The organism is Allorhizobium sp. GW101-3B10 (assembly GCF_059424725.1).
This window is the reverse complement of record NZ_JBWKZR010000001.1, coordinates 832,036-854,908: the sequence shown is the minus strand read 5'-3', so window position 1 is coordinate 854,908 and position 22,873 is coordinate 832,036. Positions and strand designations below refer to the sequence as shown.

The 22,873-nt window shown below is 64.1% G+C and carries 25 protein-coding genes and 1 pseudogene; 14 read left to right on the top strand and 12 right to left on the bottom strand.

Annotated features, from left to right (window positions below):
• Positions 1–38 precede the first annotated feature (38 nt).
• The 3 genes from AC07Y0_RS04065 to AC07Y0_RS04055 all read right to left on the bottom strand — a co-directional run bounded on the left by AC07Y0_RS04065 (position 39) and on the right by AC07Y0_RS04055 (position 2,768).
• A complete protein-coding gene (locus tag AC07Y0_RS04065; RefSeq protein ID WP_498674771.1) occupies positions 39–944 on the bottom strand; it encodes a prohibitin family protein in 906 nt (301 codons plus the stop codon).
• Positions 945–1,066: 122 nt separating this feature from the next.
• Positions 1,067–2,155 carry a hypothetical protein gene (locus tag AC07Y0_RS04060; RefSeq protein ID WP_498674770.1) on the bottom strand — a complete coding sequence of 363 codons (1,089 nt, stop codon included), beginning with the start codon at positions 2,153–2,155 and terminating at the stop codon, positions 1,067–1,069.
• Positions 2,156–2,384: 229 nt separating this feature from the next.
• Complete coding sequence (locus AC07Y0_RS04055) at positions 2,385–2,768, bottom strand: c-type cytochrome (RefSeq protein WP_498674768.1); 384 nt, start codon at positions 2,766–2,768, stop codon at positions 2,385–2,387.
• Between the two features lie 371 nt (positions 2,769–3,139).
• Here AC07Y0_RS04055 and AC07Y0_RS04050 point away from each other — a divergent pair, with 371 nt between their 5' ends.
• The 5 genes from AC07Y0_RS04050 to AC07Y0_RS04030 all read left to right on the top strand — a co-directional run bounded on the left by AC07Y0_RS04050 (position 3,140) and on the right by AC07Y0_RS04030 (position 7,242).
• Positions 3,140–4,021 (top strand): choline ABC transporter substrate-binding protein, encoded by an 882-nt coding sequence (locus AC07Y0_RS04050; RefSeq protein ID WP_498680173.1) that lies wholly within the window; start codon positions 3,140–3,142, stop codon positions 4,019–4,021.
• Between the two features lie 79 nt (positions 4,022–4,100).
• Complete coding sequence (choW, locus tag AC07Y0_RS04045) at positions 4,101–4,976, top strand: choline ABC transporter permease subunit (protein ID WP_498674765.1); 876 nt, start codon at positions 4,101–4,103, stop codon at positions 4,974–4,976.
• The gene (choV, locus tag AC07Y0_RS04040; protein WP_498674763.1) at positions 4,973–6,019 is read left to right on the top strand and encodes a choline ABC transporter ATP-binding protein; all 1,047 of its coding nucleotides are present in this window, start codon (positions 4,973–4,975) and stop codon (positions 6,017–6,019) included. Before choW ends, choV begins: the two co-directional genes overlap by 4 nt.
• Before the next feature lie 45 nt (positions 6,020–6,064).
• On the top strand, positions 6,065–6,814 hold the full coding sequence (locus AC07Y0_RS04035; RefSeq protein ID WP_498674761.1) for a HugZ family pyridoxamine 5'-phosphate oxidase: 750 nt from the start codon (positions 6,065–6,067) through the stop codon (positions 6,812–6,814).
• A 110-nt stretch (positions 6,815–6,924) separates the two neighbouring features.
• Positions 6,925–7,242 (top strand): ArsR/SmtB family transcription factor, encoded by a 318-nt coding sequence (locus AC07Y0_RS04030; protein WP_498680172.1) that lies wholly within the window; start codon positions 6,925–6,927, stop codon positions 7,240–7,242.
• 398 nt (positions 7,243–7,640) lie between these two features.
• Here the strand turns inward: AC07Y0_RS04030 and AC07Y0_RS04025 are convergent, their stop codons facing one another.
• Positions 7,641–7,859 (bottom strand): hypothetical protein, encoded by a 219-nt coding sequence (locus tag AC07Y0_RS04025; protein WP_498674759.1) that lies wholly within the window; start codon positions 7,857–7,859, stop codon positions 7,641–7,643.
• Here AC07Y0_RS04025 and aptA point away from each other — a divergent pair.
• Positions 7,852–9,180, top strand: coding sequence for an omega-aminotransferase AptA (gene aptA / locus AC07Y0_RS04020; RefSeq protein ID WP_498674757.1), 1,329 nt, complete (start codon positions 7,852–7,854; stop codon positions 9,178–9,180). The genes AC07Y0_RS04025 and aptA overlap by 8 nt on opposite strands.
• Before the next feature lie 452 nt (positions 9,181–9,632).
• On the opposite strand, the gene AC07Y0_RS04015 is transcribed toward aptA, so the two are convergent.
• The 3 genes from AC07Y0_RS04015 to AC07Y0_RS04005 all read right to left on the bottom strand — a co-directional run bounded on the left by AC07Y0_RS04015 (position 9,633) and on the right by AC07Y0_RS04005 (position 10,744).
• Positions 9,633–9,845 (bottom strand): hypothetical protein, encoded by a 213-nt coding sequence (locus AC07Y0_RS04015; protein WP_498674755.1) that lies wholly within the window; start codon positions 9,843–9,845, stop codon positions 9,633–9,635.
• Between the two features lie 168 nt (positions 9,846–10,013).
• Positions 10,014–10,424, bottom strand: a complete 411-nt coding sequence (locus AC07Y0_RS04010; protein ID WP_498674754.1) for an SRPBCC family protein — start codon at positions 10,422–10,424, stop codon at positions 10,014–10,016.
• The gene (locus tag AC07Y0_RS04005; protein ID WP_498674751.1) at positions 10,421–10,744 is read right to left on the bottom strand and encodes an ArsR/SmtB family transcription factor; all 324 of its coding nucleotides are present in this window, start codon (positions 10,742–10,744) and stop codon (positions 10,421–10,423) included. The genes AC07Y0_RS04010 and AC07Y0_RS04005 overlap by 4 nt, the downstream gene beginning before the upstream one ends.
• A 269-nt stretch (positions 10,745–11,013) precedes the next feature.
• On the opposite strand from AC07Y0_RS04005, the gene AC07Y0_RS04000 reads away from it, so the two are divergent.
• On the top strand, positions 11,014–12,120 hold the full coding sequence (locus AC07Y0_RS04000; RefSeq protein ID WP_498674748.1) for a branched-chain amino acid ABC transporter substrate-binding protein: 1,107 nt from the start codon (positions 11,014–11,016) through the stop codon (positions 12,118–12,120).
• 135 nt (positions 12,121–12,255) lie between these two features.
• Here the strand turns inward: AC07Y0_RS04000 and AC07Y0_RS03995 are convergent, their stop codons facing one another.
• A complete protein-coding gene (locus tag AC07Y0_RS03995; protein ID WP_498674745.1) occupies positions 12,256–13,053 on the bottom strand; it encodes an SDR family NAD(P)-dependent oxidoreductase in 798 nt (265 codons plus the stop codon).
• A gap of 384 nt (positions 13,054–13,437) precedes the next feature.
• Here AC07Y0_RS03995 and ade point away from each other — a divergent pair, with 384 nt between their 5' ends.
• The 6 genes and pseudogenes from ade to AC07Y0_RS03965 all read left to right on the top strand — a co-directional run bounded on the left by ade (position 13,438) and on the right by AC07Y0_RS03965 (position 17,097).
• Positions 13,438–15,132, top strand: coding sequence for an adenine deaminase (gene ade / locus AC07Y0_RS03990; RefSeq protein WP_498674743.1), 1,695 nt, complete (start codon positions 13,438–13,440; stop codon positions 15,130–15,132).
• 52 nt (positions 15,133–15,184) lie between these two features.
• Positions 15,185–15,385: a hypothetical protein gene (locus AC07Y0_RS03985; RefSeq protein ID WP_498674741.1), complete on the top strand. Its 201-nt coding sequence runs from the start codon at positions 15,185–15,187 to the stop codon at positions 15,383–15,385.
• Positions 15,382–15,635 (top strand): annotated as a pseudogene (locus tag AC07Y0_RS03980) (ParE family toxin-like protein). Before AC07Y0_RS03985 ends, AC07Y0_RS03980 begins: the two are co-directional and overlap by 4 nt.
• A 137-nt stretch (positions 15,636–15,772) precedes the next feature.
• Positions 15,773–16,036, top strand: coding sequence for a type II toxin-antitoxin system Phd/YefM family antitoxin (locus tag AC07Y0_RS03975; RefSeq protein ID WP_498674739.1), 264 nt, complete (start codon positions 15,773–15,775; stop codon positions 16,034–16,036).
• Positions 16,037–16,039: 3 nt separating this feature from the next.
• A complete protein-coding gene (locus AC07Y0_RS03970; RefSeq protein WP_498674737.1) occupies positions 16,040–16,306 on the top strand; it encodes a Txe/YoeB family addiction module toxin in 267 nt (88 codons plus the stop codon).
• A gap of 8 nt (positions 16,307–16,314) precedes the next feature.
• Entirely contained in the window at positions 16,315–17,097 is a 783-nt protein-coding gene (locus AC07Y0_RS03965; protein WP_498674736.1) for a potassium channel family protein, read from the top strand.
• Between the two features lie 12 nt (positions 17,098–17,109).
• Here AC07Y0_RS03965 and aac(6') read toward each other — a convergent pair whose 3' ends face one another.
• Together aac(6') and bglA are read right to left on the bottom strand one after the other, a co-directional pair.
• Complete coding sequence (aac(6'), locus tag AC07Y0_RS03960; RefSeq protein WP_498674733.1) at positions 17,110–17,556, bottom strand: aminoglycoside 6'-N-acetyltransferase; 447 nt, start codon at positions 17,554–17,556, stop codon at positions 17,110–17,112.
• Positions 17,557–17,571: 15 nt separating this feature from the next.
• Entirely contained in the window at positions 17,572–19,236 is a 1,665-nt protein-coding gene (bglA, locus tag AC07Y0_RS03955; protein WP_498674730.1) for a beta-galactosidase BglA, read from the bottom strand.
• Positions 19,237–19,546: 310 nt separating this feature from the next.
• Here bglA and AC07Y0_RS03950 point away from each other — a divergent pair, with 310 nt between their 5' ends.
• Positions 19,547–20,614, top strand: coding sequence for a glycosyltransferase family 4 protein (locus AC07Y0_RS03950; protein ID WP_498674728.1), 1,068 nt, complete (start codon positions 19,547–19,549; stop codon positions 20,612–20,614).
• An 18-nt stretch (positions 20,615–20,632) separates the two neighbouring features.
• Here AC07Y0_RS03950 and der read toward each other — a convergent pair whose 3' ends face one another.
• Positions 20,633–22,060 carry a ribosome biogenesis GTPase Der gene (gene der, locus AC07Y0_RS03945; RefSeq protein WP_498674726.1) on the bottom strand — a complete coding sequence of 476 codons (1,428 nt, stop codon included), beginning with the start codon at positions 22,058–22,060 and terminating at the stop codon, positions 20,633–20,635.
• Between the two features lie 38 nt (positions 22,061–22,098).
• Positions 22,099–22,770: a tetratricopeptide repeat protein gene (locus AC07Y0_RS03940; RefSeq protein ID WP_498674724.1), complete on the bottom strand. Its 672-nt coding sequence runs from the start codon at positions 22,768–22,770 to the stop codon at positions 22,099–22,101.
• Positions 22,771–22,873: the final 103 nt, after the last annotated feature.

The window sequence follows — 22,873 nt, the reverse complement described above, 5'->3', positions numbered from 1 at the left end:
TTTCTTCCAATCGTCTTCGCCGGCAGGGCGCCGCGACCTTACTTCACGCCGATGAAAGGCACGGCCGCCCCGGGGATCATCGTGGTCGGCAACTGGCCGTCCCAGCGTTCCGCCGCCGTCAACTCGATGAGCGAGGGGTTGTCGCGCAAGGCGGCGCCCTTGGCGCGGATCGCATCGGCCTCAGCATCGCCGGCAAGCCGCGTCGCCGCGGCTTGCGCCTCGGCCTGGGCCCGCACCGCGTCGGCCTGGGCGTTCGCCTGGGTCACCGTGATCTCGGCCTGCACCTTCTCGCGCTCGGCATTCTGGCGCAGCTTCTGCACCTCGACCTCCGCCAGCATGCGGTTTTCGATCGACTGCTCATAGGCGTCGGAGAAATCGATGTTCTCGATCTGGACGCTGTCGATCATCACCGGCCCCTTGACGGAATCGCGGATGGCCGTCTCGGTCTCGGCATTGAGCCGCACGCGCTCCTGGATCGCCGTCACCGCATTGAACTGCCCGAACACGTTCTTCGCCTGCTCGAACACCCGCCGGTCGATCAATCGCTCGACGAGCCCCTGCTCGCTGCCATAGTCTGCATAGATGCGCTCGACCTCGCCGGCGGGCAGCCGGTAGTTGACGGAGAGTTTGATCACCGCGGCCTGCTGATCGCGCGAATAGGCCAGAACCTCGTCATAGATCTGCGCCCGGCTCTGGACGCTGATCTTCACCACGCGGTCGAGGAAGGGGATCTTGAAACCAAGGCCTGGCTCTGCGGTACCGACGACGGCACCGGTTCTGAGGATCACGCCGCGTTCGCCCTCGTCGATGGTATAGAACGACTTGAGGCCGACAACGAAGACGAGGAAAGCAAGCCCCGAAATCACGACGGCCTTGCCCAGCAGTCCACGCGGGCCCGTCGTCCCGTCACCGCCCTTTGCGGCACCCAAAAGAAATTTGGCCATTCAGTTCCCCAATGAAGTTCCTCTGAAACATGGAACCGGCAAAGGCGGCGCCAGCGCCTCGCCAGCCTTGCCGGAGGGCACGCGAAGATCGCCGCTCCGGCCCCGGACACCCCAAACGGGCGTCACGACTTCACGTAATTGGCCGAATTGTGCTTTTCGAGAACCGCCTGGAAGCGCCGCGCGAAGGCCTCGTCGGCGAGCTTCTTGCGGCGCTGGATGTCCTGGGTCGCCAGCATGTTCTTCTCGTGCAGCTCGAGCAGGTCGCCGATATGCTTCTGGGCGGCGGCGCCCACGCCGGCCATGGTCTCTTCGGCCGCCGTGTCGACCTGGCTGCCGAGCGTGTTGATCTTGTGGGCGACGTCCTGCTGGGCGGCCGTCTTCAGCGAGTCTTCCAGCGCCTTGTAGAGCACGATGCGCTGCTCGGTATCGATGGTCAGCTTGTTGATCAGCGTGTTCTGCGCCGCGATCTGGTTGTTGAGGCTGTCGACGAAGGTCTGGAACATCGAGGTATAGCGTTCGAGCGTCTGGCTCTCGGCCAGCAACTCCTGTTCCTTGGCCTGCGCCTGGTTATACTCGGTCGCAAGCTTCGAGCGCTCGCCCTCGAGTTGCGTGCGGGCCGACTGGTCGATCGAGGCGGCGATCCTGTTCTCGATGTCGAGCAGCATCGGGTTCAGTTCCTCGATGCGCTTCTGCGTCGTCTCCAGCGTCGCGATCGTGCCCTTGCGCCGTTCGATCACCTGGATCAGGCTCGCCTCGGAGCTCTTGTAGCGCTGGTCGAGAACGGTGCGCTGCTCCTTCAGGATGCCGACGATGCTGTCGGACTTCGCCAGCAGTTCCTGCAGGTTTCCGGCCAGCGACATGTTACGCACCCGTTCGGTGCGCATGCGCTGGGCCCTCTGCTTGGAGAAGATGCCGATGAACTTCTCGTAGCCCGAATAGCTCTTCATGCTCTCGAACTCGGCGCCGAACACGTTGGTCGCGTCTTCCAGCCCGATGATCAGGTCGGCGATATTCGCCTCCATCACCTTCTGTTGCTTGATCACGTCCTCGATGCGGGCGTTCTCGATGTCGAAGTTGACGTCGCCCAGCTTGGTATCGGCCTTGGCGAACTGGTCGAGCACCACGCTCGACTGCTCCATCTTGCCCCTCACCTCGTTGACCATGGTGCGGGTCTTCTCGATTTCGCTGTCGAAGGATTGTAGCGAGGCCATGCGATCGTCTCCCTGAACTGTCGCCGGATACCCGTCCGGCCCAAGCGGCATGTGACCGCAACCTTATAACAAATCAATGATATTAGAACCGCCGCGGCTGACGCCGGACAGAAAAATACAAGTCAGATATGGAGGCTGTCGCCGCGCCTGCAAGAGCGGCAGGCAAAAACGGGCAGCGGCACGCCTTTGCGCCGCTGCCCGTCAATGGAAGGTCGATGAACCAGGCCGCTTACTTGGCGGTCGGGTTCTTCAGGTAGGCGATGACGTTTTCGATGTCATCCTCCTTCTTGAGCCCGGCAAAGGTCATGGTCGTGCCCTTGACCAGGTCGCGCGGCTTGGGAAGATATTCCTTCAGCAGCTCCTCGGACCAGACCTTGCCGTCGGCGCCGAAATCGGTCATGGCCTTCGAATACTTGAAGCCTTCCACGGTGGCGACCTTGCGGTCGACGACGCCCATCAGCGACGGGCCGACCTTGTTCTTGGCTTCCGTGGCCGTGTGGCAGGCCTGGCATTGCTTGAACACCTTGGCGCCGGCGACGGCATCACCTTCGGCGAAGGCTGCGCCCGCCGGAATGGTCAGCGAAGCAGCCAGGATCAGACAGCGAAGTTTCATGAACTCTCCCTTTGAATATCGTGGCGCGCCGCGCGAATACGGCTCGTCCATCGGACAAACTAGAGCAACCATGCGCCAATTTCCACAGGACGCAATGCCGCGGGCGAAAACATCATCGAGCCCCCCTAGTCTTTTCAGCAACTTCCCCGGGTCAAGCTCGACTTAAGAATCGTTCGGCAGGCGCTTTTTCCACGTCGCAAACAGGGAGGGGTTTGAGGCGCAAATGCGCAGGTGCGCTTGCTTTTGTGGTGTATAGAATGTTGACTTGGGAACATTAAAAAAACGGGAGTACCACTATGACGAAAATCAAAATCCATCGCCTGACGATTGCCACCCTTGCCACAGTCCTCGCGCTCGGCAGCGTACAGGCGATGGCGGCCGAAGCAGAAAGCTGCTCCGCCGTCCGCTTCTCCGACGTCGGCTGGACCGACATCACCTCGACCACCGCAACCGCGTCCGTGATCCTCAAGGCGCTCGGCTACGAGCCCACCGTCACGGTTCTGTCGCTGCCGGTCACCTATACCTCGATGAAGAACAAGGACATCGACGTCTTCCTCGGCAACTGGATGCCCAGCCAGGCCAACGACATCAAGCCCTATACCGAAGACAAGTCGGTCGAATCCTACGGCCCGAACCTCGAGGGCGCGAAGTACACGCTGGCCACCAACGCCAAGGGCGCCGAGCTCGGCATCAAGGATTTTGCCGACATCGCCAAGCACAAGGATGCGCTGGAAGGCAAGATCTACGGCATCGAGCCGGGCAATGACGGCAACCGCATCGTGCTCGAACTGATCGAGAAGAACGAATTCGGCCTGGAAGGCTTCGAAGTCGTCGAATCCTCCGAACAGGGCATGCTGGCCCAGGTCGCCCGCGCCGAACAGGACGGCTCGCCGGTCGTCTTCCTCGGCTGGGCTCCGCACCCGATGAACGCCAACTTCAAGCTGACCTATCTCACGGGCGGCGACGCGACCTTCGGCCCGAACTTCGGCGGCGCATCGGTCTACACCAATGTTCGCGCCGGCTACCTCGCCGAATGCCCGAACGTCGGCAAGTTCATTACCAATCTCAAGTTCTCGCTCGACATGGAGAACCTCGTCATGGGCGGCATCCTGAACGAAGGCAAGGACCCGGAAGTCGCGGCGACCGATTGGCTGAAGGCCAACGGCTCGGCGATCGAGCCCTGGCTCGCAGGCGTCACCACCAAGGACGGTGGCGACGCACTGGCGGCGGTCAAGACTGCCCTCGGCCTCTGAGGCAACTGACCAAGGGAGCGGCGAAAGCCGCTCCCTCTTCATTCAGGAGTATCACGAGCCGAAAAGGCACTGGGGAACCATGGACTGGCTGACGGATTACAAGATCCCGATCGGGGTTGGCGCCAAGGAGGCAGTCAACTGGCTGACCACCAATCTGAAATTCTTTTTCGACTTCATTGCGACGATCCTCAACGCATCGATCAATGCAATGCTGTTCGTGCTTCAAGCGCCCTATCTCAAGGGCACGGACTTCGCGGACTATTATCCGCTGATCATGATCGTCGCGTTTACCGGCGTGGCCTGGGTCATGCGGCGCTCCGTGGGCGTCGCGGCCTTCACGCTGGTCGGCCTGCTGATCATCTACAATCAGGGCTACTGGAAAGAGACGATGGAAACGCTGGCCCTGGTGCTGGCCGCGACCGGCGTCTCGATGGTGGTCGGCATCCCGATCGGGATTGCCGCGGCCCGCCGTCCGTGGCTCTATTCCGGCATCCGGCCGATCCTCGACCTGATGCAGACGATCCCGACCTTCGTCTACCTGATCCCGGCGCTCATCCTGTTCGGTCTCGGCATGGTGCCGGGCCTGATCGCCACCGTGATCTTCGCCATTCCCGCGCCGATCCGGCTCACCCGCCTCGGCATCATCTCGACCCCGCCCTCGCTGGTTGAAGCCGCCCAGGCCTTCGGCGCCACCCCCTCCCAGGTGTTGCGCAAGGTCGAACTGCCCTTCGCCATGCCGCAGATCATGGCCGGCCTGACGCAGACCATCATGCTCTCGCTGTCGATGGTGGTGATCGCCGCCCTCGTCGGCGCAAGCGGGCTCGGCGTGCCGGTCGTTCGCGCACTCAACACCGTCAACATCGCCAAGGGCTTCGATTCCGGCCTGTGCATCGTCATCCTCGCCATCATCCTCGACCGCATCTTCCGGTCATCCGACGAAGGAGACGCCGCATGACCGCCGTTCAATTCGACAATGTCTCGATCATTTTCGGACCGAACCCGCAACGCGCGCTGACCATGGCGGATGCGGGGCGCACCCGCGACGAGATCAGCGCCGAGACCGGGCTGGTTCTCGGCGTGGCCAATGCCTCGCTCGACATCAAGGAAGGCGAGATCCTGGTCCTGATGGGCCTGTCGGGGTCCGGCAAGTCGACGCTGCTGCGTGCCGTCAACGGGCTGGCGCCCGTGGTGCGCGGCGACGTCAAGGTATTCAACGACGGCAAGACGACCAATCCCTACACCTGTTCGCCGCAGCAGCTGCGCGACCTTCGCATGCACACCGTCTCCATGGTGTTCCAGCAGTTCGGTCTCCTGCCGTGGCGCACCGTCGCCGAGAATGTCGGCTTCGGCCTGGAACTGGCCGGCGTGCCCGAGGCCGAGCGCCGCATGCGGGTGGAAGAACAGCTCGAACTGGTCAACCTGGCGAAATGGTCCACCCGCAAGGTGCAGGAACTGTCGGGCGGCATGCAGCAACGCGTCGGGCTTGCCCGCGCCTTTGCCACGGGCGCCCCGATCCTTTTGATGGACGAGCCCTTCTCGGCCCTCGATCCGCTGATCCGCACCCGCCTGCAGGACGAACTTCTCGAGTTCCAGCGCCGCCTGAAGAAGACCATCCTCTTCGTCAGCCACGACCTCGACGAGGCCTTCCGCATCGGCAACCGCATCGCCATCATGGAGGGCGGGCGGATCATCCAGTGCGGCACGCCGCAGGAGATCGTCCGCAACCCGGCCGACCAGTATGTCGCCGATTTCGTCCAGAACATGAACCCGATCAACATGCTGACCGCGCGCGACGTCATGCATGCCGGTGTCGGAAGCGCGCCCGGTCAGGGCACCGTGGCCGGCACGGCGAAGCCCGAGACACCGCTCGTCGAGATCCTCGACGTGCTGTCGCGCCAGCCCGGGACAATCGGCGTGGTTGACAACGGCGCGATCATTGGGACGATCTCGGCGCAGGATGTCGTCGCCGGACTCACCCTTCACCGGCGCAAGGCCTGATCGGACCCCTCCGTTCAGGCGGCATCGCAGGAGACGGAGATAGTCATGACGGACAAGCCCTCGGTGATTCGCGAAACCGACGACGAGGCGCGCGGGCTTGCCCGCCGCCTCCTGCGTTCGGCCCGCTATGTCGCACTGGCCGTGATCGATCCGCAGACGCATTTCCCCTCGGTGAGCCGCGTCCTCTTGGGAACCGACACGGACGGTTCGGCGGTCATTCTCGTCTCGGCGCTCTCGGCTCACACGAGGGCGCTCGAGGCCGACCAGCGCGTTTCGCTGCTGGCCGGCGAGCCCGGCAAGGGCGATCCGCTCGCCCATCCGCGCCTCACCCTGCAATGCGTCGCCGAACCCGTCGAGCGCGGCAGCCCGACGCATGACCGTCTCAGAAGCCGGTTCATCGCCCGCCACCCGAAGGCGAAGCTCTACATCGATTTCCCCGATTTCCGCTTTTTCCGGCTCGTGCCCCGGTCGGCAAGCCTCAACGGCGGCTTCGGCCGCGCCTATCTGCTGCCCGGCGAAGACTTCAGAATCGCGCCGGAACCCACCGGGAATTTCTCCGGAAGGGAGCTCGAACTACTACAAGATTTAGTGAGTACGAAACCGGAACTTGCGCAGCAGGTGGCGACCGAACGCTGCGGCCAGAAGCCGGGAAAATGGACTTTCTGTGGCTTGGACAGGGCCGGAATTGACCTAATTTCAGGCGATTTACTGGTTAGATACGATTTTGGGCATCATATAGGATCGGAAACAGAACTCTATTCCGCATTAGCTAATACAGCATACCCGGTACCTTAAATTTAGGCATATACAATTTCTTGAGCATTGTTAGAGTTCTAACATAGCCAATTTGATGGATTGCAAACCGTCGCCTTCCCCCCGAGGCCCGGAAAACGAAAGTTGATATGATGAAAACCAAGGCATTGTCCGAACAGTCCATTGCAGCAGCCGGCCTTCTTACCGCCATGGCGAATCCCAAGCGCCTCATGATCCTTTGCAGCCTGGTCGAGGGCGAAGTTCCCGTCGGCGTCCTCGCCACCCAGGTCGGCCTCAGCCAGTCCGCCCTGTCCCAGCACCTTTCGAAATTGCGCGCCCAGAAGCTGGTGAAGACCCGCCGCGACGCGCAGACCATTTATTATTCCAGCACCTCCGAATCGGTGATGAAGATCCTCGGCACGCTGGAAGACATCTATTGCTCGACCACGGCTAGTAAATCGGCCGCCTGACATAGCGCCGCCGGCGGTGGTGACAGGCAGATCGATCGGGACCTGGCGTTTGCCCGATCTGCATTGCGGCCATTTGAAATCACCCAGTGACAGGCTCGGGCCGGCAGATCTCTGATTTGCCGGTCATTGTTCTTCACAATGCAGGGATTTCTGGCAATGCAGGCACCGATCCCTCGCGTGGGAACCCCGGGATCGGCACCTGCCAGCGCTTGCCGCCGGTCCGCCGGATGACGCCCAATCTGCCCTTCGGGTCGGCCATCCTGCATTCGGCACTTTCCACCACCGACCTTGCCCTGAGCTTGACGGAAAGCTCGGCGCCCTCCGCAACAGGGCGCCTGGAGCCCCCATCTGGGACGCCGCTGACCGGCCGGCCACGGCACCGTCCCGGTCGGGCACGATCAGCGCCGGGCGAGCCGGCCGGACAGGGCCTCCACGCCGGCGTTTTCCGGGGGAAACATAACCGGAACCCGCACCATCCATGATGTTTCGTGATGACGGTTGACGACCTTGGTCGCGCTGTTAATTTGTCCGGGTTTTCTCGAATATCCGGCATATTCGCCGCCAACCGGGAAATGGCCGCCCGAAACACAAAGGCCATGGAGAAATTTGATGTCCAACCGCCTGAATACAACGCCCAACGACCTGCGCGCCTTCTGGATGCCGTTCACCGCGAACCGCCAGTTCAAGAAGGAACCGCGCCTGTTCGTCGGCGCCAAGGATATGTATTACACGACCCATGACGGCCGCCAGGTGCTCGACGGCACCGCCGGTCTCTGGTGCGTGAACGCCGGCCACTGCCGCCCGAAGATCACCGAGGCGATCCGCGAACAGGCCGGCGAACTCGACTATGCTCCGGCCTTCCAGCTCGGCCACCCCAAGGCCTTCGAGCTTGCCAACCGTCTGGTCGACCTCGCGCCCGACGATATGGCGCATGTCCTCTACACCAATTCCGGCTCGGAATCGGTCGAAACCGCACTGAAGGTGGCGCTCGCCTACCAGCGGGTGAAGGGTCAGGGATCGCGCACCCGCCTGATCGGCCGCGAACGCGGCTACCACGGCGTCAATTTCGGCGGCATCTCGGTCGGCGGCATCGTCACCAACCGCAAGATGTTCGGCACGTTGCTGACGGGCGTCGACCACATGCCGCACACCCACCTGCCGGCCAAGAATGCCTTTTCCAAGGGCATGCCGGAGCATGGCGGCGATCTCGCCGACGAGCTGGAACGCATCGTCACACTTCATGACGCCTCGACGATCGCCGCCGTCATCGTCGAACCCGTGGCCGGCTCCACCGGCGTGCTGATCCCGCCGAAGGGCTATCTGCAGCGCCTGCGCGAGATCTGCACCAAGCACGGCATCCTGTTGATCTTCGATGAAGTCATCACCGGATTCGGCCGCCTCGGCGCTCCCTTTGCCGCGCAGTACTTCGACGTCAAGCCGGACATCATCACCACCGCCAAGGGACTGACCAACGGCGTCATCCCGATGGGCGCGGTCTTCGTCACCTCCGAGATCCATGATGCTTTCATGACCGGTCCGGAACATCTGATCGAGTTCTTCCACGGCTACACCTATTCCGGCAACCCGATCGCCTCGGCCGCAGCCCTCGGCACCCTCGACACCTACAGGGAAGAGGGCCTATTGACCCGCGCCGCCGAGCTTGCGCCCTACTGGGAAGAGAAGCTGCATTCGCTGGCCGATTGCCCGAACGTCGTCGACATCCGCAATATCGGGCTGATCGGCGCGATCGAACTTGCGCCCATCGCCGGCGAACCGACCAAACGCGCCTTCAACGCCTTCCTCAAGGCCTATGAATCGGGCCTGCTGATCCGCACCACCGGCGACATCATCGCCCTCTCGCCGCCGCTGATCATCACCAAGGCCGAGATCGACGAACTGTTCGACAAGCTGCGCAAGGTGTTGGTGGCGAACATCTGAGCCTGGCGTTCAGAGCAAGATCCGAAGCGGCCGGAAACGGCCGCTTCTTTCGTTTCGGCCCCTCGACAACCCATGCGTCGCGCCCGGCACAGCGATCGCCGCAGCTGCCCGTCCATCGGCCACGACGCCCGCGTCCCGTCTTCTCCCCGGCGGGGAGAAGGTCGCGCGCAGCGCCGAATGAGGGGGTGGCAAAGCCTCGGGGCAAGACACGACCGGGCATGGGTAGCCCCCATGGGAGATGCGCCGAGGTATTCCCATTAGAGACAAGCGATCGGGACACGAGGCCCCAGCGATAAGCGACCGGGCCATGCGGGGTATGCGTCCCGGCATGCGACCAAGGCGCCCCACTCCATCACCAGCGACCGGGGCATAGGGGACCCCCTCATCTGCCCTTCGGCCCTCTTCTCCCCGCTGGGGAGAAGAGGGCGTCGGCGCTGGCCGCCAGCCCTACGCTATCCCTCCGCCCTACGCCGCCTCGCGACATAGGGCTGCGCGAACATGTAGAGCCCCGTGACGAGCAGCGGGATCAGCGGCACAAGCGCCAGCAGGCCGATCCAGACGGCCGGTTCGGCCATGCCCATCGCGGCGATATTGGCAATGACCGCCAGGGTGAAGGCGAGCGACAGCCAGCGGTGAATTTGCCGGATCCATTTGTTCCAGTGCACGGACACACTCCTCCTGATTGCGGGCCGCACACGCTGGCCCTTGGTTGATCGCGTTGGTTTTCGGCAGAGCACGACCGCACCGTCAGCGGCCCCGCCCTGTGACGGGACCGAGTGATGACGACGCCAGCAAGGCCCGTGCTCTGTGTCTAAGGAAGCGGGGCGACCGCCTCAGTCCATGCGCGCCAGAACGTCTTCCAGGCTGTCGATGAATCGCGGCCAGCCCTGCTTCGCGCCGCCGTAGAACATCGGCTGGTCGGCCTTGAAGCCAGTCTGCTCCATGCGCAGCATGGTGCCCTTTTCCGTCGGCGTCAGCGTCCAGGTGACGACGCTTTCCAGCGGCTTCGCATTCCAGCTGTAGGAGAGCTTGCGGTTTTCCTCGACGGTGCGCACGCTGCATTCCACCGTACCCCAGTCGGCCCGAAGCGTGAAGGCATGGCCGACCGCCGGCTTGAACTCGTTCTTCATCAGCCATTCCTCGATCAGTTGGGGCTGGGTGAGCGCACGCCAGATCTTCTCCGGCGCATGCGGCAGCTCCCGTTCGACCACGACGGAAAGCGTTTTGCTGGCAGTATCGTTCATTGGTCCATCCTTTTCAGCAGGTCCTCGAGATCGTCGAACCGGCTTTCCCAGAAGCCGGTCATCTGTTTCGTCCAGTCCACCAGTGGCGCCAGCGCCTCCAGCCGCGCACTGTAATGGGTCTGGCGCCCCTCGTGCCGGTCGAGCACGAGGCCCGCCCGCTTCAGCACGCCGAGATGCTTCGACACCGCCGGCTGCGACACGCCGGCCTGCGCCGTCAGCGCCCCGACCGTCTGCTCACCCCGGCGGCAGAGCCGCTCGAAGATCGCCCGGCGCGTCGGATCGGCCAGGGCGGCGAAGAGAAAGTCAGGCGTGTCGTTCATCGAAATTCATAACCCGTTGGCTATTGATCAATTCAATAACTCTACGGTTATAGGTTTGTCAAGACCAGTCGCCGGTTTGAGAAATCCGCAAGGTTGAACGGGGGAATAAGTCGCACACTGCGCAAAATACGACTGGTCAGCCCACTCGCTCCGGTGTCTAATGAGGTCCCGCTAAAGAGCGCCTCCAATCATCCCGACGGCCAGAACCGCCGGGAAAAGACAGCTGTTCGGGAGCAGCAGAAAACGGCGCCCATCCAAGGAGAAAAGACATGAACCTGAAACTGCTGACGAGCACCGCACTGGTCGCCGCCCTCGCCTTCGCGTCCGGAGCGCGCGCCGAAATCGTCATCGGCCTGATCGCGCCGCTCACCGGCCCGGTCGCCGCCTACGGCGAACAGGTCAAGCACGGCGCCGAAGTCGCCGTGGACGAGATCAACAAGCAGGGCGGCATCCTCGGTGAAACCGTCGTGCTGAAGCTCGCCGACGATGCCGGCGAACCCAAGCAGGGCGTTTCGGCCGCCAACCAGCTGGTCGGCGACGGCATCCGCTTCGTCGTCGGCCCGGTCACCTCCGGCGTCGCCATCCCGGCCTCCGACGTGCTCGCGGAAAACGGCGTGCTGATGGTCACGCCGACCGCGACCGCCCCGGATCTTACCAATCGCGGCCTGACCACGGTGCTGCGCACCTGCGGCCGTGACGACCAGCAGGCAGAAGTCGCCGCCAAATATGTCCTCGCCAACCTCAAGGACAAGAAGATCGGCATCATCAACGACAAGGGCCAATACGGCAAAGGCCTCGCCGACGCCTTCAAGAAGACACTGAACGAAGGCGGCGTGACCGAAGTCTTCAACGACGCGCTCACCCCCGGCGACAAGGACTTCAGCGCGCTGACGACCCGCCTCAAGTCGGAGGCCGTCGAAGTGATCTACTTCGGCGGCTATCACCCCGAAGGCGGCCTGCTCGCCCGCCAGCTCGCCGACCTCGGCGTCAAGGCGACGATCATCGGCGGTGACGGCCTGTCGAACAGCGAATTCGCCTCGATCGGCGGGGATTCCGCCAACGGCGCGATCTTCACCAACGCCTCCGACGCGTTGAAGAATCCCGATTCCAAGGCTGCAGCCGACGCGCTCGCCGCCCGCAATATCCCGGCCGAAGCCTTCACGCTCAACGCCTATGCCGCCGTCGAGGTGCTGAAGGCCGGTATCGAGAAGGCCGGCAGCGCCGAAGACGCCGCAGCCGTCGCCGAGGCCCTGAAGACCGGTGAGCCGATCGCCACCGCCATCGGCAAGGTCACCTACGGCGAGACCGGCGACCTCACCTCGCAGACCTTCTCGCTGTTCAAGTGGGACGCCGGCAAGATCGTCGCCGTCGAGTAAGGCGCCCAGCGGCCGGCTCAAGTGCAAGACGAAACAGTGGGGCGGCCGGCGACGGCCGCCTTTTCCCGTCGGCGGAAAACACGGGGCCTCCTGCAGAAACGACCGCCCCCGCCCCCTGGCGCCCCGGGCGCAGGTTCACTCCGGAATCATTCCGGCCGTCAGGTTCACATAGGCTGCCGTCATCGCACGCGCCTTATCCGACATCAGGAAGACGGCTGTCTGGGCAACATCCTGCAGGGTCGGCAGCTGTTCCAGCATAGTCGTCCCCGCCGCTGCGATCAGCCATTCATCCACCGTGAGGCCCATCGCCGCCGCTTTCGGCGCAAACAACTCGGCCGTGTAGGAACCGGCTTTCGGCGCATCCGCCAGCGCGTGCGGACCGAGACAGACGGCGCGGATGTTGCGTGGCCCAAGCTCGGCGGCGAGCACGCGGGTAAAGGCTTCGACGCCGGCGGAGGCGACGCTGTTGCCGAGATGTCCCGGCGCGGCCGACCGTCCGGCAGGTGTCGTCAAGGTGAGCACGAGCCCCCGCCGATCCTTGCCCATGTGTCGTACTGCGGCCTTGCTGGTGTTGAACAGAGAGGTCAGAAACCGATCGACCGGCAGCATGAAGTCCTCAAGATCGAGCGTGTCGATGAACGAGCCCTGGTCGTGCAGAGAGCTTGTGGCATCCATGACCACATCGATCTCGTCGAGCCGAGCCGCAATGCCGTCGACGGTGCGGGTGACCAGGTCGGGCTCCAGCGTGTCGACGAGGAAGGTCTCAAGAGCCCCGGGGCCGATTTCAAGCGCGCCAGCCGCGGCTACGAGCCGTTGCGCGTCCCGCGCGCCGATGAAGACGCGGGCGCCCTCCGCCAGACAGGCGCCGGCCACCGCGGAGCCGATCGCCCCCGAACCGCCAAAGATGAGGATATTCTTGTTGGACAGAAGCATGATGATCTCCATCGCTGTCGTGAAGTCCGGGCACGAGCATGCCCAAACGCACGGGTTCACGGAATTCATTCACCCTTATGGTTGAATGTATATTCAGTAGCTCCGCCGCAAAGAATAGTCAACCATTTGGTTTAATGAATTGCCGACCGCGCTGACGGCGATCGCCGAAGTGAACCCAGGCAGCCTCACCCCACATCGAGACCGCCGCGGCATGGCGGTGCATGCCGACCCACAACGACGCGGATCCGGCACCGCCCTCCGGTGGCCCCCGCGGCCGTGGACGCTGTGCCGTTCGGGTCGGTGTTGAGGCCGAAGCAACGAGGCGGCATTTCCCTCGCACCGCGCAGCCGCTACAGTCGGGCAACAACGGAATCGGAGAGACCCATGACTGATCTGGACCGCCGCATCGACCAGGGCGTGGGCCGCACCCCCGCCGACATCGTGCTGAAGGGGGGAAGGTTCTTCGATCTCGTCACCGGCGAGCTCGTCTCGTCGGACATCGCCATCTGCGGCGACACCATCGTCGGCACCGGCGAAAGCTATGAGGGCCGCGAGGAAATCGACATTTCCGGCAGGATCGTCGTCCCCGGCTTCATCGACACCCATCTGCACATCGAGTCGTCCCTCGTCACGCCGCACGAGTTTGACCGCTGCGTCCTGCCCTATGGCGTGACGACCGTGATCTGCGACCCGCACGAGATCGCCAACGTGCTGGGCACGGAAGGCATCCGGTTCTTCCTCGAGAGTTCCGAACGCACGATCATGGACATCCGCGTCCAGCTCTCCTCCTGCGTGCCGGCCACCCATCTGGAGACTTCCGGCGCCGACCTGCCCATTGAGGCGCTCTTGCCCTTCCGCCACCATCCCAAGGTGATCGGGCTTGCCGAATTCATGAATTTCCCCGGCGTGATCCACAAGGATCCGATCTGCATCGCCAAGCTCGAAGCCTTCCAGGACGGCCATATCGACGGCCATTCGCCGCTTCTGTCCGGCCGCGACCTCAACGGCTATCTCTCCGCCCGCATCCGCACCGACCACGAATGCACCAATGTGCCGGAAGCCATGGAGAAGATCCGCAAGGGCATGCACATCCTGGTGCGCGAGGGCTCGGTGTCAAAGGACCTGCACGCCCTGATGCCGATCCTCACCGAACGGCTCTCGCCCTTCCTCGCGCTCTGCACCGACGACCGCAATCCGCTCGACATCGCCGAGGAAGGCCATCTCGACTACATGATCCGCACCGCCATCGCCCATGGCGTCGACCCGCTCGCCGTCTACCGCGCCGCCTCGATCTCGGCGGCCCGCGCCTTCGGCCTGCGTGACCGGGGCCTTGTCGCTCCCGGCTGGCGCGCCGACCTCGTGGTGATCGACAGCCTCGAAAGCTGCAAGGCCGAGATGGTCTTTGCCGCCGGCCGCCGCGTCACCGATGCCCTGTTCGCCACCCGCGAGGCGGTCGCCCCTGTCGGGCTCGACAGCGTCAAGGCCTGCATCGTCAAGGCCGCCGATTTCGGTGTGCCGGTCACCGAGGGCGAGACCCCGGTCATGGGCGTGCTGCCCGGCAAGATCATCACCGAATACCGCCGCTTCCGGCTGCCCTCGAACGGCAACCAGACCACCGTCGATCTCGACCGAGACATCATCAAGGTCGCCGTCATCGAGCGCCACGGCAAGAACGGCAACCATGCCAACGGCTTCGTCCAGGGCTTTGGCCTGAAGAAGGGCGCGATCGCCTCGACCGTCGGACATGACAGCCACAATATCTGCGTGGTCGGCGTCTCCGAGGACGACATGGCGATGGCCGCCAACCGCCTGGACGAGATTAAGGGCGGCTTCGTCGTCGTCGAGGACGGCAAGGTCACCGGCGAGATCGCCCTTCCCGTCGCCGGCCTGATGAGCCTCGAACCCTTCGAGACCGTGCGCGACACGCTCCATCACTTGAGAAAGGCCGCCTATGCCCTTGGAACGACTCTGCAAGAGCCCTTCCTCCAGGTCGCCTTCCTGCCCCTGCCGGTCATCCCGCACCTGAAGATCTCCGACAGGGGCATGGTCGACGTCGACAAGTTCTGCCTGATCGGGTGAGCGCTTGGCAGTGAGCGCCACACGCACTATCTTGGCCGGGATGGAGACGGACATGACGAAACTGGAACAGATCGAAAAGATCGTCCGCGACCTGCCGCCGGAGGAGTTCGATGGCTTCGCCCGCTGGTGCGAGGAACTGAGCGCCGACCGCGGGGACCGGCGCATCGAGAACGATTCGACAAGCGGCAGACTGGACGCCCTCGCCGATGCCGCTCTCGCGGCCTTCCGCAAAGGGGCCAGCAGGCCGCTGTGAACCATCACGCCACCGCCGGTTCTGGGCCTGCTACGACGCACTGCCGGAAACCATACGGCGGCTGGCCGACAGGAACTTCGAGAGGCTGAAGGCGGATCCCCATCATCCCTCGTTGCATTTCAAGCAGATTGGCAAACTGTGGTCCGCCCGCGTCGGGATCGCCTATCGGGCACTGGCTGTCCTGACCGGCGACGACGTCGTATGGTTCCGGATCGGTTCTCATGCCGACTATGACAGGTTGACGGGCTAGAACAGGGTCGTCCGACCGGGTCAGCATGGTCGGCTCTCCGAGGATGACTTGACGATCGCTCCCAACCGCCTGATCGGGAGAGTGCTTGTGGAAAACGGAGAGCTGTACTATATTCGGTACAACTCAGGAGGTCGGTGATGGATACGATATTCTTCTCGAAAGCCCGGGCGGAGCTTGCCGGACTGCTCGACAAGGTGAACGAGGATGCGGCCGCGGTGGAAATCGTCCGGCGCGACAAGCCGTCGGCGATTCTGATTGGCAAGGAAGAATACGAGGGCATGATGGAAACCATTCACCTTCTGTCGTCCCCGGCCAACGCCGCGCGTCTGCTCAAGGCGAAGTCAGAGATCGAGGCGGGGCAGTTCACCGTTCGCGACATTCCGCTCGAGCGCAAGGCCTGAACCGTGCAGCTCGCGTTCACTGAGGACGCGTGGGCGGACTATCTGTATTGGCAGGAAACCGACCGCAAGACGCTGGCGCGCATCAACGACCTTCTTCGCGATACGCTGAGGAACCCGTTCTCGGGCATCGGCAAGCCTGAACCGCTGAAAGGAAGTCTCAAAGGCTTCTGGTCGCGCAGGATCAACCAGGAACACCGCCTGGTCTATCGGGTCACGGAGCGCGATGCCGATCAGGTGCTGGTCGTCGCCCAGTGCCGCTATCACTATTAGGAAACACGATGTCTCCCCAGCCGGCCGCACCATCCCTCCTCCGCCAGCGCCTGTCCCGCCTCTATTTCGGCGAGGATGCTGCGGCGATCCGGTTCCAGTTCGCGCTGATGGTCATCGACCTCGCCATCATCGGCTTTTTCCTCGCCGGTCCCTACCTGCGCGACCGGCCGAGCTATCTGATCATCGACTACGTGATCGCCTTCTGGATCGCGGCCGAGCTGTTTGCCCAGTGGACCATTTCGTCCTCGACCCGGCGCATGTTCGCCAAGCCGATCACCTGGCTGGATCTCCTGGTGCTCTGCACCCTGCTCTTCCCGCAATGGCTGTTCAATTTCGGCTTCCTGCGCGTCGCCCGCATCTGGGCCGTGGCGCGGCGGCCGGTCTTCAAGCTGATGCTGCGGCGCCTCGGCCTGCGCGAGCAGGTCGACGTCGTGACCGCCTTCATCAACCTGTTCGTCTTCCTCTTCCTGGTGACGGGCTTCGTCTACACCTTCTTCTTCTACCGCGAGGACGCCGGCACCGGTTTCATCGACGCCTTCTATTTCACCGTGGCGACCGTCACGACCACCGGCTTCGGCGACATCACCCTGCCCGGCACGTTCGGCAAGCTCACCTCGATCGTCACCATGATCATCGGCATCTCGCTCTTCGTGCGCCTCGCCCAGGCGATCGTCAGGCCCTACAAGGTGTCCTTCCCCTGCCCCGAATGCGGGCTGCAGCGGCACGACGCGGATGCCGTCCACTGCAAGGCCTGCGGCCATATCCTCAACATCCCCGACGAGGGGCTTTGAGATCGAGCGGGCTCAGGCCACCGGCTTGCGGAAGTAGACGACGCGCTCGGTCTCGGCAAAGCCGAGCGCCTGATGCATCGCGTGCGAGACCCGGTTGTCGATCTCCGCGTCGGACGCCATCTCCTTGACGCCTTTGCCCCGTGCCCAGTCTTCGAAGGCCGCGATCAGCGCCCGCGCCACCCGCTGTCTGCGGAAGGCGGGCGCGACATAGATCCCTTCGAGGAAGGCGACCGGCGATCCCTCGCAGCCATTGACGTAATCAAAGCGCATGGCGGCCTCGAGAAATCCGATCACGGCGCCGGCCGCGTCGACAGCGACGAAGGCGGCCCGCGTGTCGGAACTGGCGAAAGCCTCATCGACTTCCGCGGCATGGCCTTCGCCAGATTCCTCCGGCCAGAGCTGTTGCCTAAGAGCGATCCAGCCGGTGCGGTCCGCCGCCGTCGCAGGTCTGACGTCCATCGGCACTCCCTCCCTTCAAATCCGCGCGCAAAAACCGTCCCGCGCCTCGACCAGCACCACGCCATCGACAATGCTGCCGGAAAGGCCGGGCATGCCGACCAGTTCCTTGATGGCAATGCGCTGCGGCAGCTTCACCTCCTGCGGGCCGCCCCTCAGGTTGAAGACGAAGAGCAGCCGGTCCTCGCCCTTCTTGCGGGTGAAGGCGAGTACGTCCTCGTCGAGATCGAGGAATTCCATGTCGCCGTCGGTGAGCGCGGCATGCGCCTTGCGGAAGGCCAGCGTCTGCCGGTAGTGCTCCAGCACCGAGCCCTCCTTGGCGTCCTGGGTGTCGACCGCAACCGCCCTGTGTTCGGCCGGAACCCGCAGCCAGGGCTTGGCCGCCGTGGTGAAGCCGGCATGGTCCGCGGCCGAAACCCAGGGCATCGGCGTGCGGCATCCGTCGCGCCCCTTGAAGGCCGGCCAGAAGCGGATGCCGTAGGGGTCGGTCAGGTCCTCGAATTGGAGTTCCGCCTCCGGCAGCCCCAGTTCCTCGCCCTGGTAGAGGCAGATCGAACCGCGCAGCGTGGATAGAACGCTGATGGCGAGCTTCGCCACCGCCTCCCGCTCCTCGGCATTCTGGGCGAACCGGCTGACATGGCGATGGACATCGTGATTGGAAAAGGCCCAACACACCCAGCCGTCGGCGACCGACTTGTGGAAGGCGTCGACGCAATGGCGAATGTGGTTCGGGGTGAAATCGGGGCCCAAGAGATCGAAGGTGTAGCACATGTGCAGCTTGTCGCCGCCGGCTGTATAGGCCGCGACCGTTCTCAGCGACCGCGCGCCGTCACCCACTTCGCCGACCGAGGTGCGGCCCTCATACTGGTCGAGCAGCGTGCGGAACCGCTTGAGAAAGCCGATGTTTTCCGGCTGGGTCTTGTCGTAGAGATGGCTCTGCATGCCATAAGGGTTGACGTCCGGCGCGTCGAGCCCGGCCTCCTCGCTGTCGGGCATGTGAGCCGGATTGTCGCGCAGTTCCTTGTCGTGGAAATAGTAGTTCACCGTGTCGAGGCGGAAACCGTCGACGCCGCGCTCCAGCCAGAACCTGGCCGCATCCAGGAGCGCCTCCTGAACCTCGCGATTGTGAAAGTTGAGATCCGGCTGCGAGGCGAGGAAATTGTGCATGTAATATTGCTTGCGCACCCCGTCCCACTCCCAGGCGGGGCCGCCGAAGACCGAAAGCCAGTTGTTCGGCGCCGTGCCGTCCGGCTTGGCGGCCGCCCAGACGAACCAGTCGGCCTTGGGATTGTCGCGGCTGGTGCGGCTTTCCTTGAACCACGGATGCTGGTCGGAGGTATGCGACAACACCTGGTCGATGATGACCTTGAGGCCCAGGCCATGGGCCTGCGTCATCAGCGCATCGAAATCGGCAAGCGTGCCGAACATCGGGTCGACGTCGCAATAGTCGGAGACGTCATAGCCCATGTCGGCCATCGGCGAGGTGAAGAAGGGCGAGAGCCAGATGGCGTCGACGCCGAGCGAGGCGATGTAGGGCAGCCGTTCCGTCACACCCTTGAGGTCGCCGATCCCGTCGCCGTCGGTATCCTGGAAGGACCGCGGATAAACCTGGTAGATGACGGCGCCGCGCCACCAGTCGGCATTGCTCTTCTGCGGCTTGGCCTTGGCCGGGCTCTTCGTCATGCGCGCTCCTCGAGGGGATGGTGAAACGGGTGGGTGCGTCTGCAATATAGGACATGACGCGCCTGAGGCGAGTGGCGAAATCGCACAAAGGGCAAGAGACCGAAGCACCATGCACGGCAAGCCGTCCTGCTCCGCGTCACCGGCCTGACATGCAGCTGTAACATTGCCCGCCCATAACGGCCCTGAACGATGGAGAAACCTTGAGTCCCGAGGCAGCCTCCCGCTCGAGGCGGGTGTCCGAGCCGGGACGCGACGCGGACCACCGGCCCATGCGCCGCCGGCCCGCCAGCGAGAGAACAGCGACCGCGCCATGCCGAAGATCATGATCGTCACCGATGCCTGGCACCCGCAGGTGAACGGCGTCGTCCGCTCGATCGAAACCACCAATCGCGAACTGGCGGCCATGGGCTACGACGTGGCGATGATCACACCGAGGCCGTTTCGCAGCATTCCCATGCCGACCTATCCGGAGATCCGCCTGTCGCTCGCCACCTACGGCCAGATCGCCCGCCGGATCGAGGCGGAGAAGCCGGACTTCATGCACATCGCCACCGAAGGCCCGCTTGGGCTTATGGCGCGGCGCTGGTGCCTGAAGAAGCACATGCCCTTCTCCACCAGCTACCACACCCGCTTTCCCGAATATGTCCGCACCCGCGTGCCCGTGCCGCTCTCCTGGCTCTATGCCTATGTGCGCTGGTTCCACAATCGCGGCGGCGCCTGCATGGTGGCGACCGAGAGCCTGAGACGCGAACTGGCGGCCAAGGGCATCGCCAATCTCTGCCTGTGGAGCCGCGGCATCGACCTTTCCCTGTTCCATCCCCGCCCGCAGACCGACAACCCCTTCGGGCTCCCCCGTCCGATCTTCATCACGGTCGGCCGCGTCGCGGTGGAGAAGAACCTGCCCGCTTTCCTCGATCTCGACCTGCCAGGCTCCAAGGTGGTGGTCGGCGACGGCCCGGCGCGTGCCGAGCTTCAGGCCCGCTATCCGGACGTGCTGTTCACCGGGGTGAAGTTCGGCGAGGACCTGGCGAGTGCCTATGCTGAGGCCGACGTCTTCGTTTTCCCGTCGAAGACCGACACTTTCGGCAATACCATTCTGGAGGCGCTCGGCTCCGGCGTTCCGGTCGCCGCCTATCCGGTCACCGGCCCCGCCGACATCATCCCGGCGGCGAGCGGCGCGGGTGCGCTGGACGAAGACCTGCGCACGGCCTGTCTTGCCGCGCTGGAGCGATCGCGGGAGGAAGCCCGCCACCTGGCCGAGGGCTATACCTGGCAGGCCGCGACGAAGCAGTTCCTGGACAATGTCATCGAGGCGAAGACGCAGGCCAAGCGGCGGCGGCTGTCGCGGCGACTGCCGGTCCGCCCCGCGGGCGCCTGACGCGGCGGCCCCTGCCTGTCAGCGCTTCTTCTTGCGGTTCTCGAAGGGATTTTCCGCCGCCTTGAAGTGGATGCGGATCGGTACGCCCGGCATCTGGAAATCGACCCGCAGACCGTTCGTCAGATAGCGCACATAGCTCTCCGGCAGCGCATCGGCGCGCGTGCAGGAAATCATGAAGGCCGGCGGGCGGGCCTTCACCTGGGTCATGTATTTCAGCTTGATGCGCCGGCCCGAAACCGCCGGTGGCGGATGCTGGACCTGAGTATGCTCGAGCCAGCGGTTGAGCTTGGCGGTCGAAATGCGCTTGTTCCAGGTGCGGTCGGTCTCGATGATCGCCTGCATCAGCTTGTCGAGGCCGTAGCCCGTCTGGCCGGAGATCGGCACGGCGCGGATGCCGCGCGCCTGCGGCAGAAGACGGTCGGTCTTTTCGCGCAGGTCGGCCAGCACTGCCTGCGTGTCCTCGACCAGGTCCCACTTGTTGAAGGCGAGCACGGCGGCACGGCCTTCGCGCAGCACCAGGTCGACGATCTGCAGGTCCTGCTTCTCGAAGGGGATGGTCGCGTCGAACACGATGACCACGGTTTCGGCAAAGCGGATGGCGCGCAGCGCGTCGGCGACGGAGAGCTTTTCCAGCTTCTCCTGCACGCGGGCCTTGCGGCGCATGCCGGCCGTGTCGAACATCTTGATGGTGCGGCCGCGCCAGTCCCACTCGACCGAAATGCTGTCGCGGGTGATGCCGGCCTCAGGCCCGGTCAGAAGCCGGTCCTCGCCGAGGAAGCGGTTGATCAGCGTCGACTTTCCGGCATTCGGACGCCCGACGATCGCCACGCGCAAAGGCTTGGTCTCGTCATATTCCGGCTCGATGTCCTCGCCGGTTTCGCCGCCGACTTCGTCGGCCGAGACCCGAACGTCGGTCTCCGCCTCGTCGATGTCTTCCGGGAAAGCGCGGTCCTCGCCGATCGCCGAAACGATCGCGTCGCGCAGGTCGATCATGCCCTGGCCGTGCTCGGCCGAGATCGGCACGGGCTCGCCGAGCCCCAGCGTGAAGGCGTCGTAGAAGCCACCGTCGGAGCCCTTGGCTTCCGACTTGTTGGCGACCAGCACGACCGGCTTGCCGCTACGGCGCAGGAGCTCGCCGAAGGTCTTGTCGAGCGGGGTGAGCCCCGCCTTGGCATCGACGACGAACAGCGTCAGGTCGGCATCGTCGATCGCCATCTCGGTCTGGGCGCGCATGCGGCCCTCGAGCGTGTCCGGCCCGGTCTCTTCGAGGCCGGCGGTGTCGATGATGGTGAAGCGGAGGTCGATCAGCTTGGCGTCGCCCGGGCGACGGTCGCGGGTGACACCCGGCGTATCGTCGACGAGCGCCAGCTTCTTGCCCACCAGGCGATTGAACAAGGTGGACTTGCCGACGTTCGGACGCCCGACGATGGCGACGGTAAAGCTCATGACTGATCGTGTCCTTCTGGCGTTTCCGCCGTGCTGGCTTACGGCGCCTTGCCGGAAGCCGTGATGTTGTCGAGCAGGATCTGGGCGCGGCTGGCAACATTGCGCGGCGCCTCGCCGTCCTCGACGATCTGTTCGAACCATTCGCGCGCCTTGGTCATGTCGCCGGCCTTGTAAGCGGCAAGACCCAGCGCCTCGCGGGCCGAGTGGCGCATCGCGTCGCGCGGCGTCGCCATGGCTTCGACCTCGGCCGAAACCTGCTCATACGTGCCGTTGTCGATCAGCAGCCAGGCGGCCCGCATGCGGGCGACGTCGCGGATGACGGCCGGAACCGAGTTGTCCTTGCCGATCGCCGAAAACGCGACGATCGCAGCGGTCGGATCGCCCTTTTCCGCCTCGACGGTGGCCGAGCGCATGCGCGCCAGCACCGCATAGGCGCCGTAGCCGTCGGTCTCCAGCGCAGCGAGCGCGGCCTTCGCCTCATCCGCCTTGCCTTCGTTGGCCAGCGTCAACGCAGCCAGGAACTTGTCGCCGGCATCCGACGACTGGCTTTCGTGCCAGTATTCGTAGCCGCGATAGCCGGCGGTGCCGACGACGATCAGCACGGCGACGGCGATGACGAAACGGCCGTAGTTCTTCCACGCGTTGCGGAACTGGTCGGAGCGGAGCTCCTCATTGACTTCGCGGATAAAGCTGTCGTTGTTGTCAACCATGAATGCTTCCGGACCGGCCGGCCTTTCGATGCAATGGGATGCGTGAGCGGCCTTCTAACCGATTTTTCCGCACTTGTAAGCGGAAAACGGCAGGAAGGCCGGT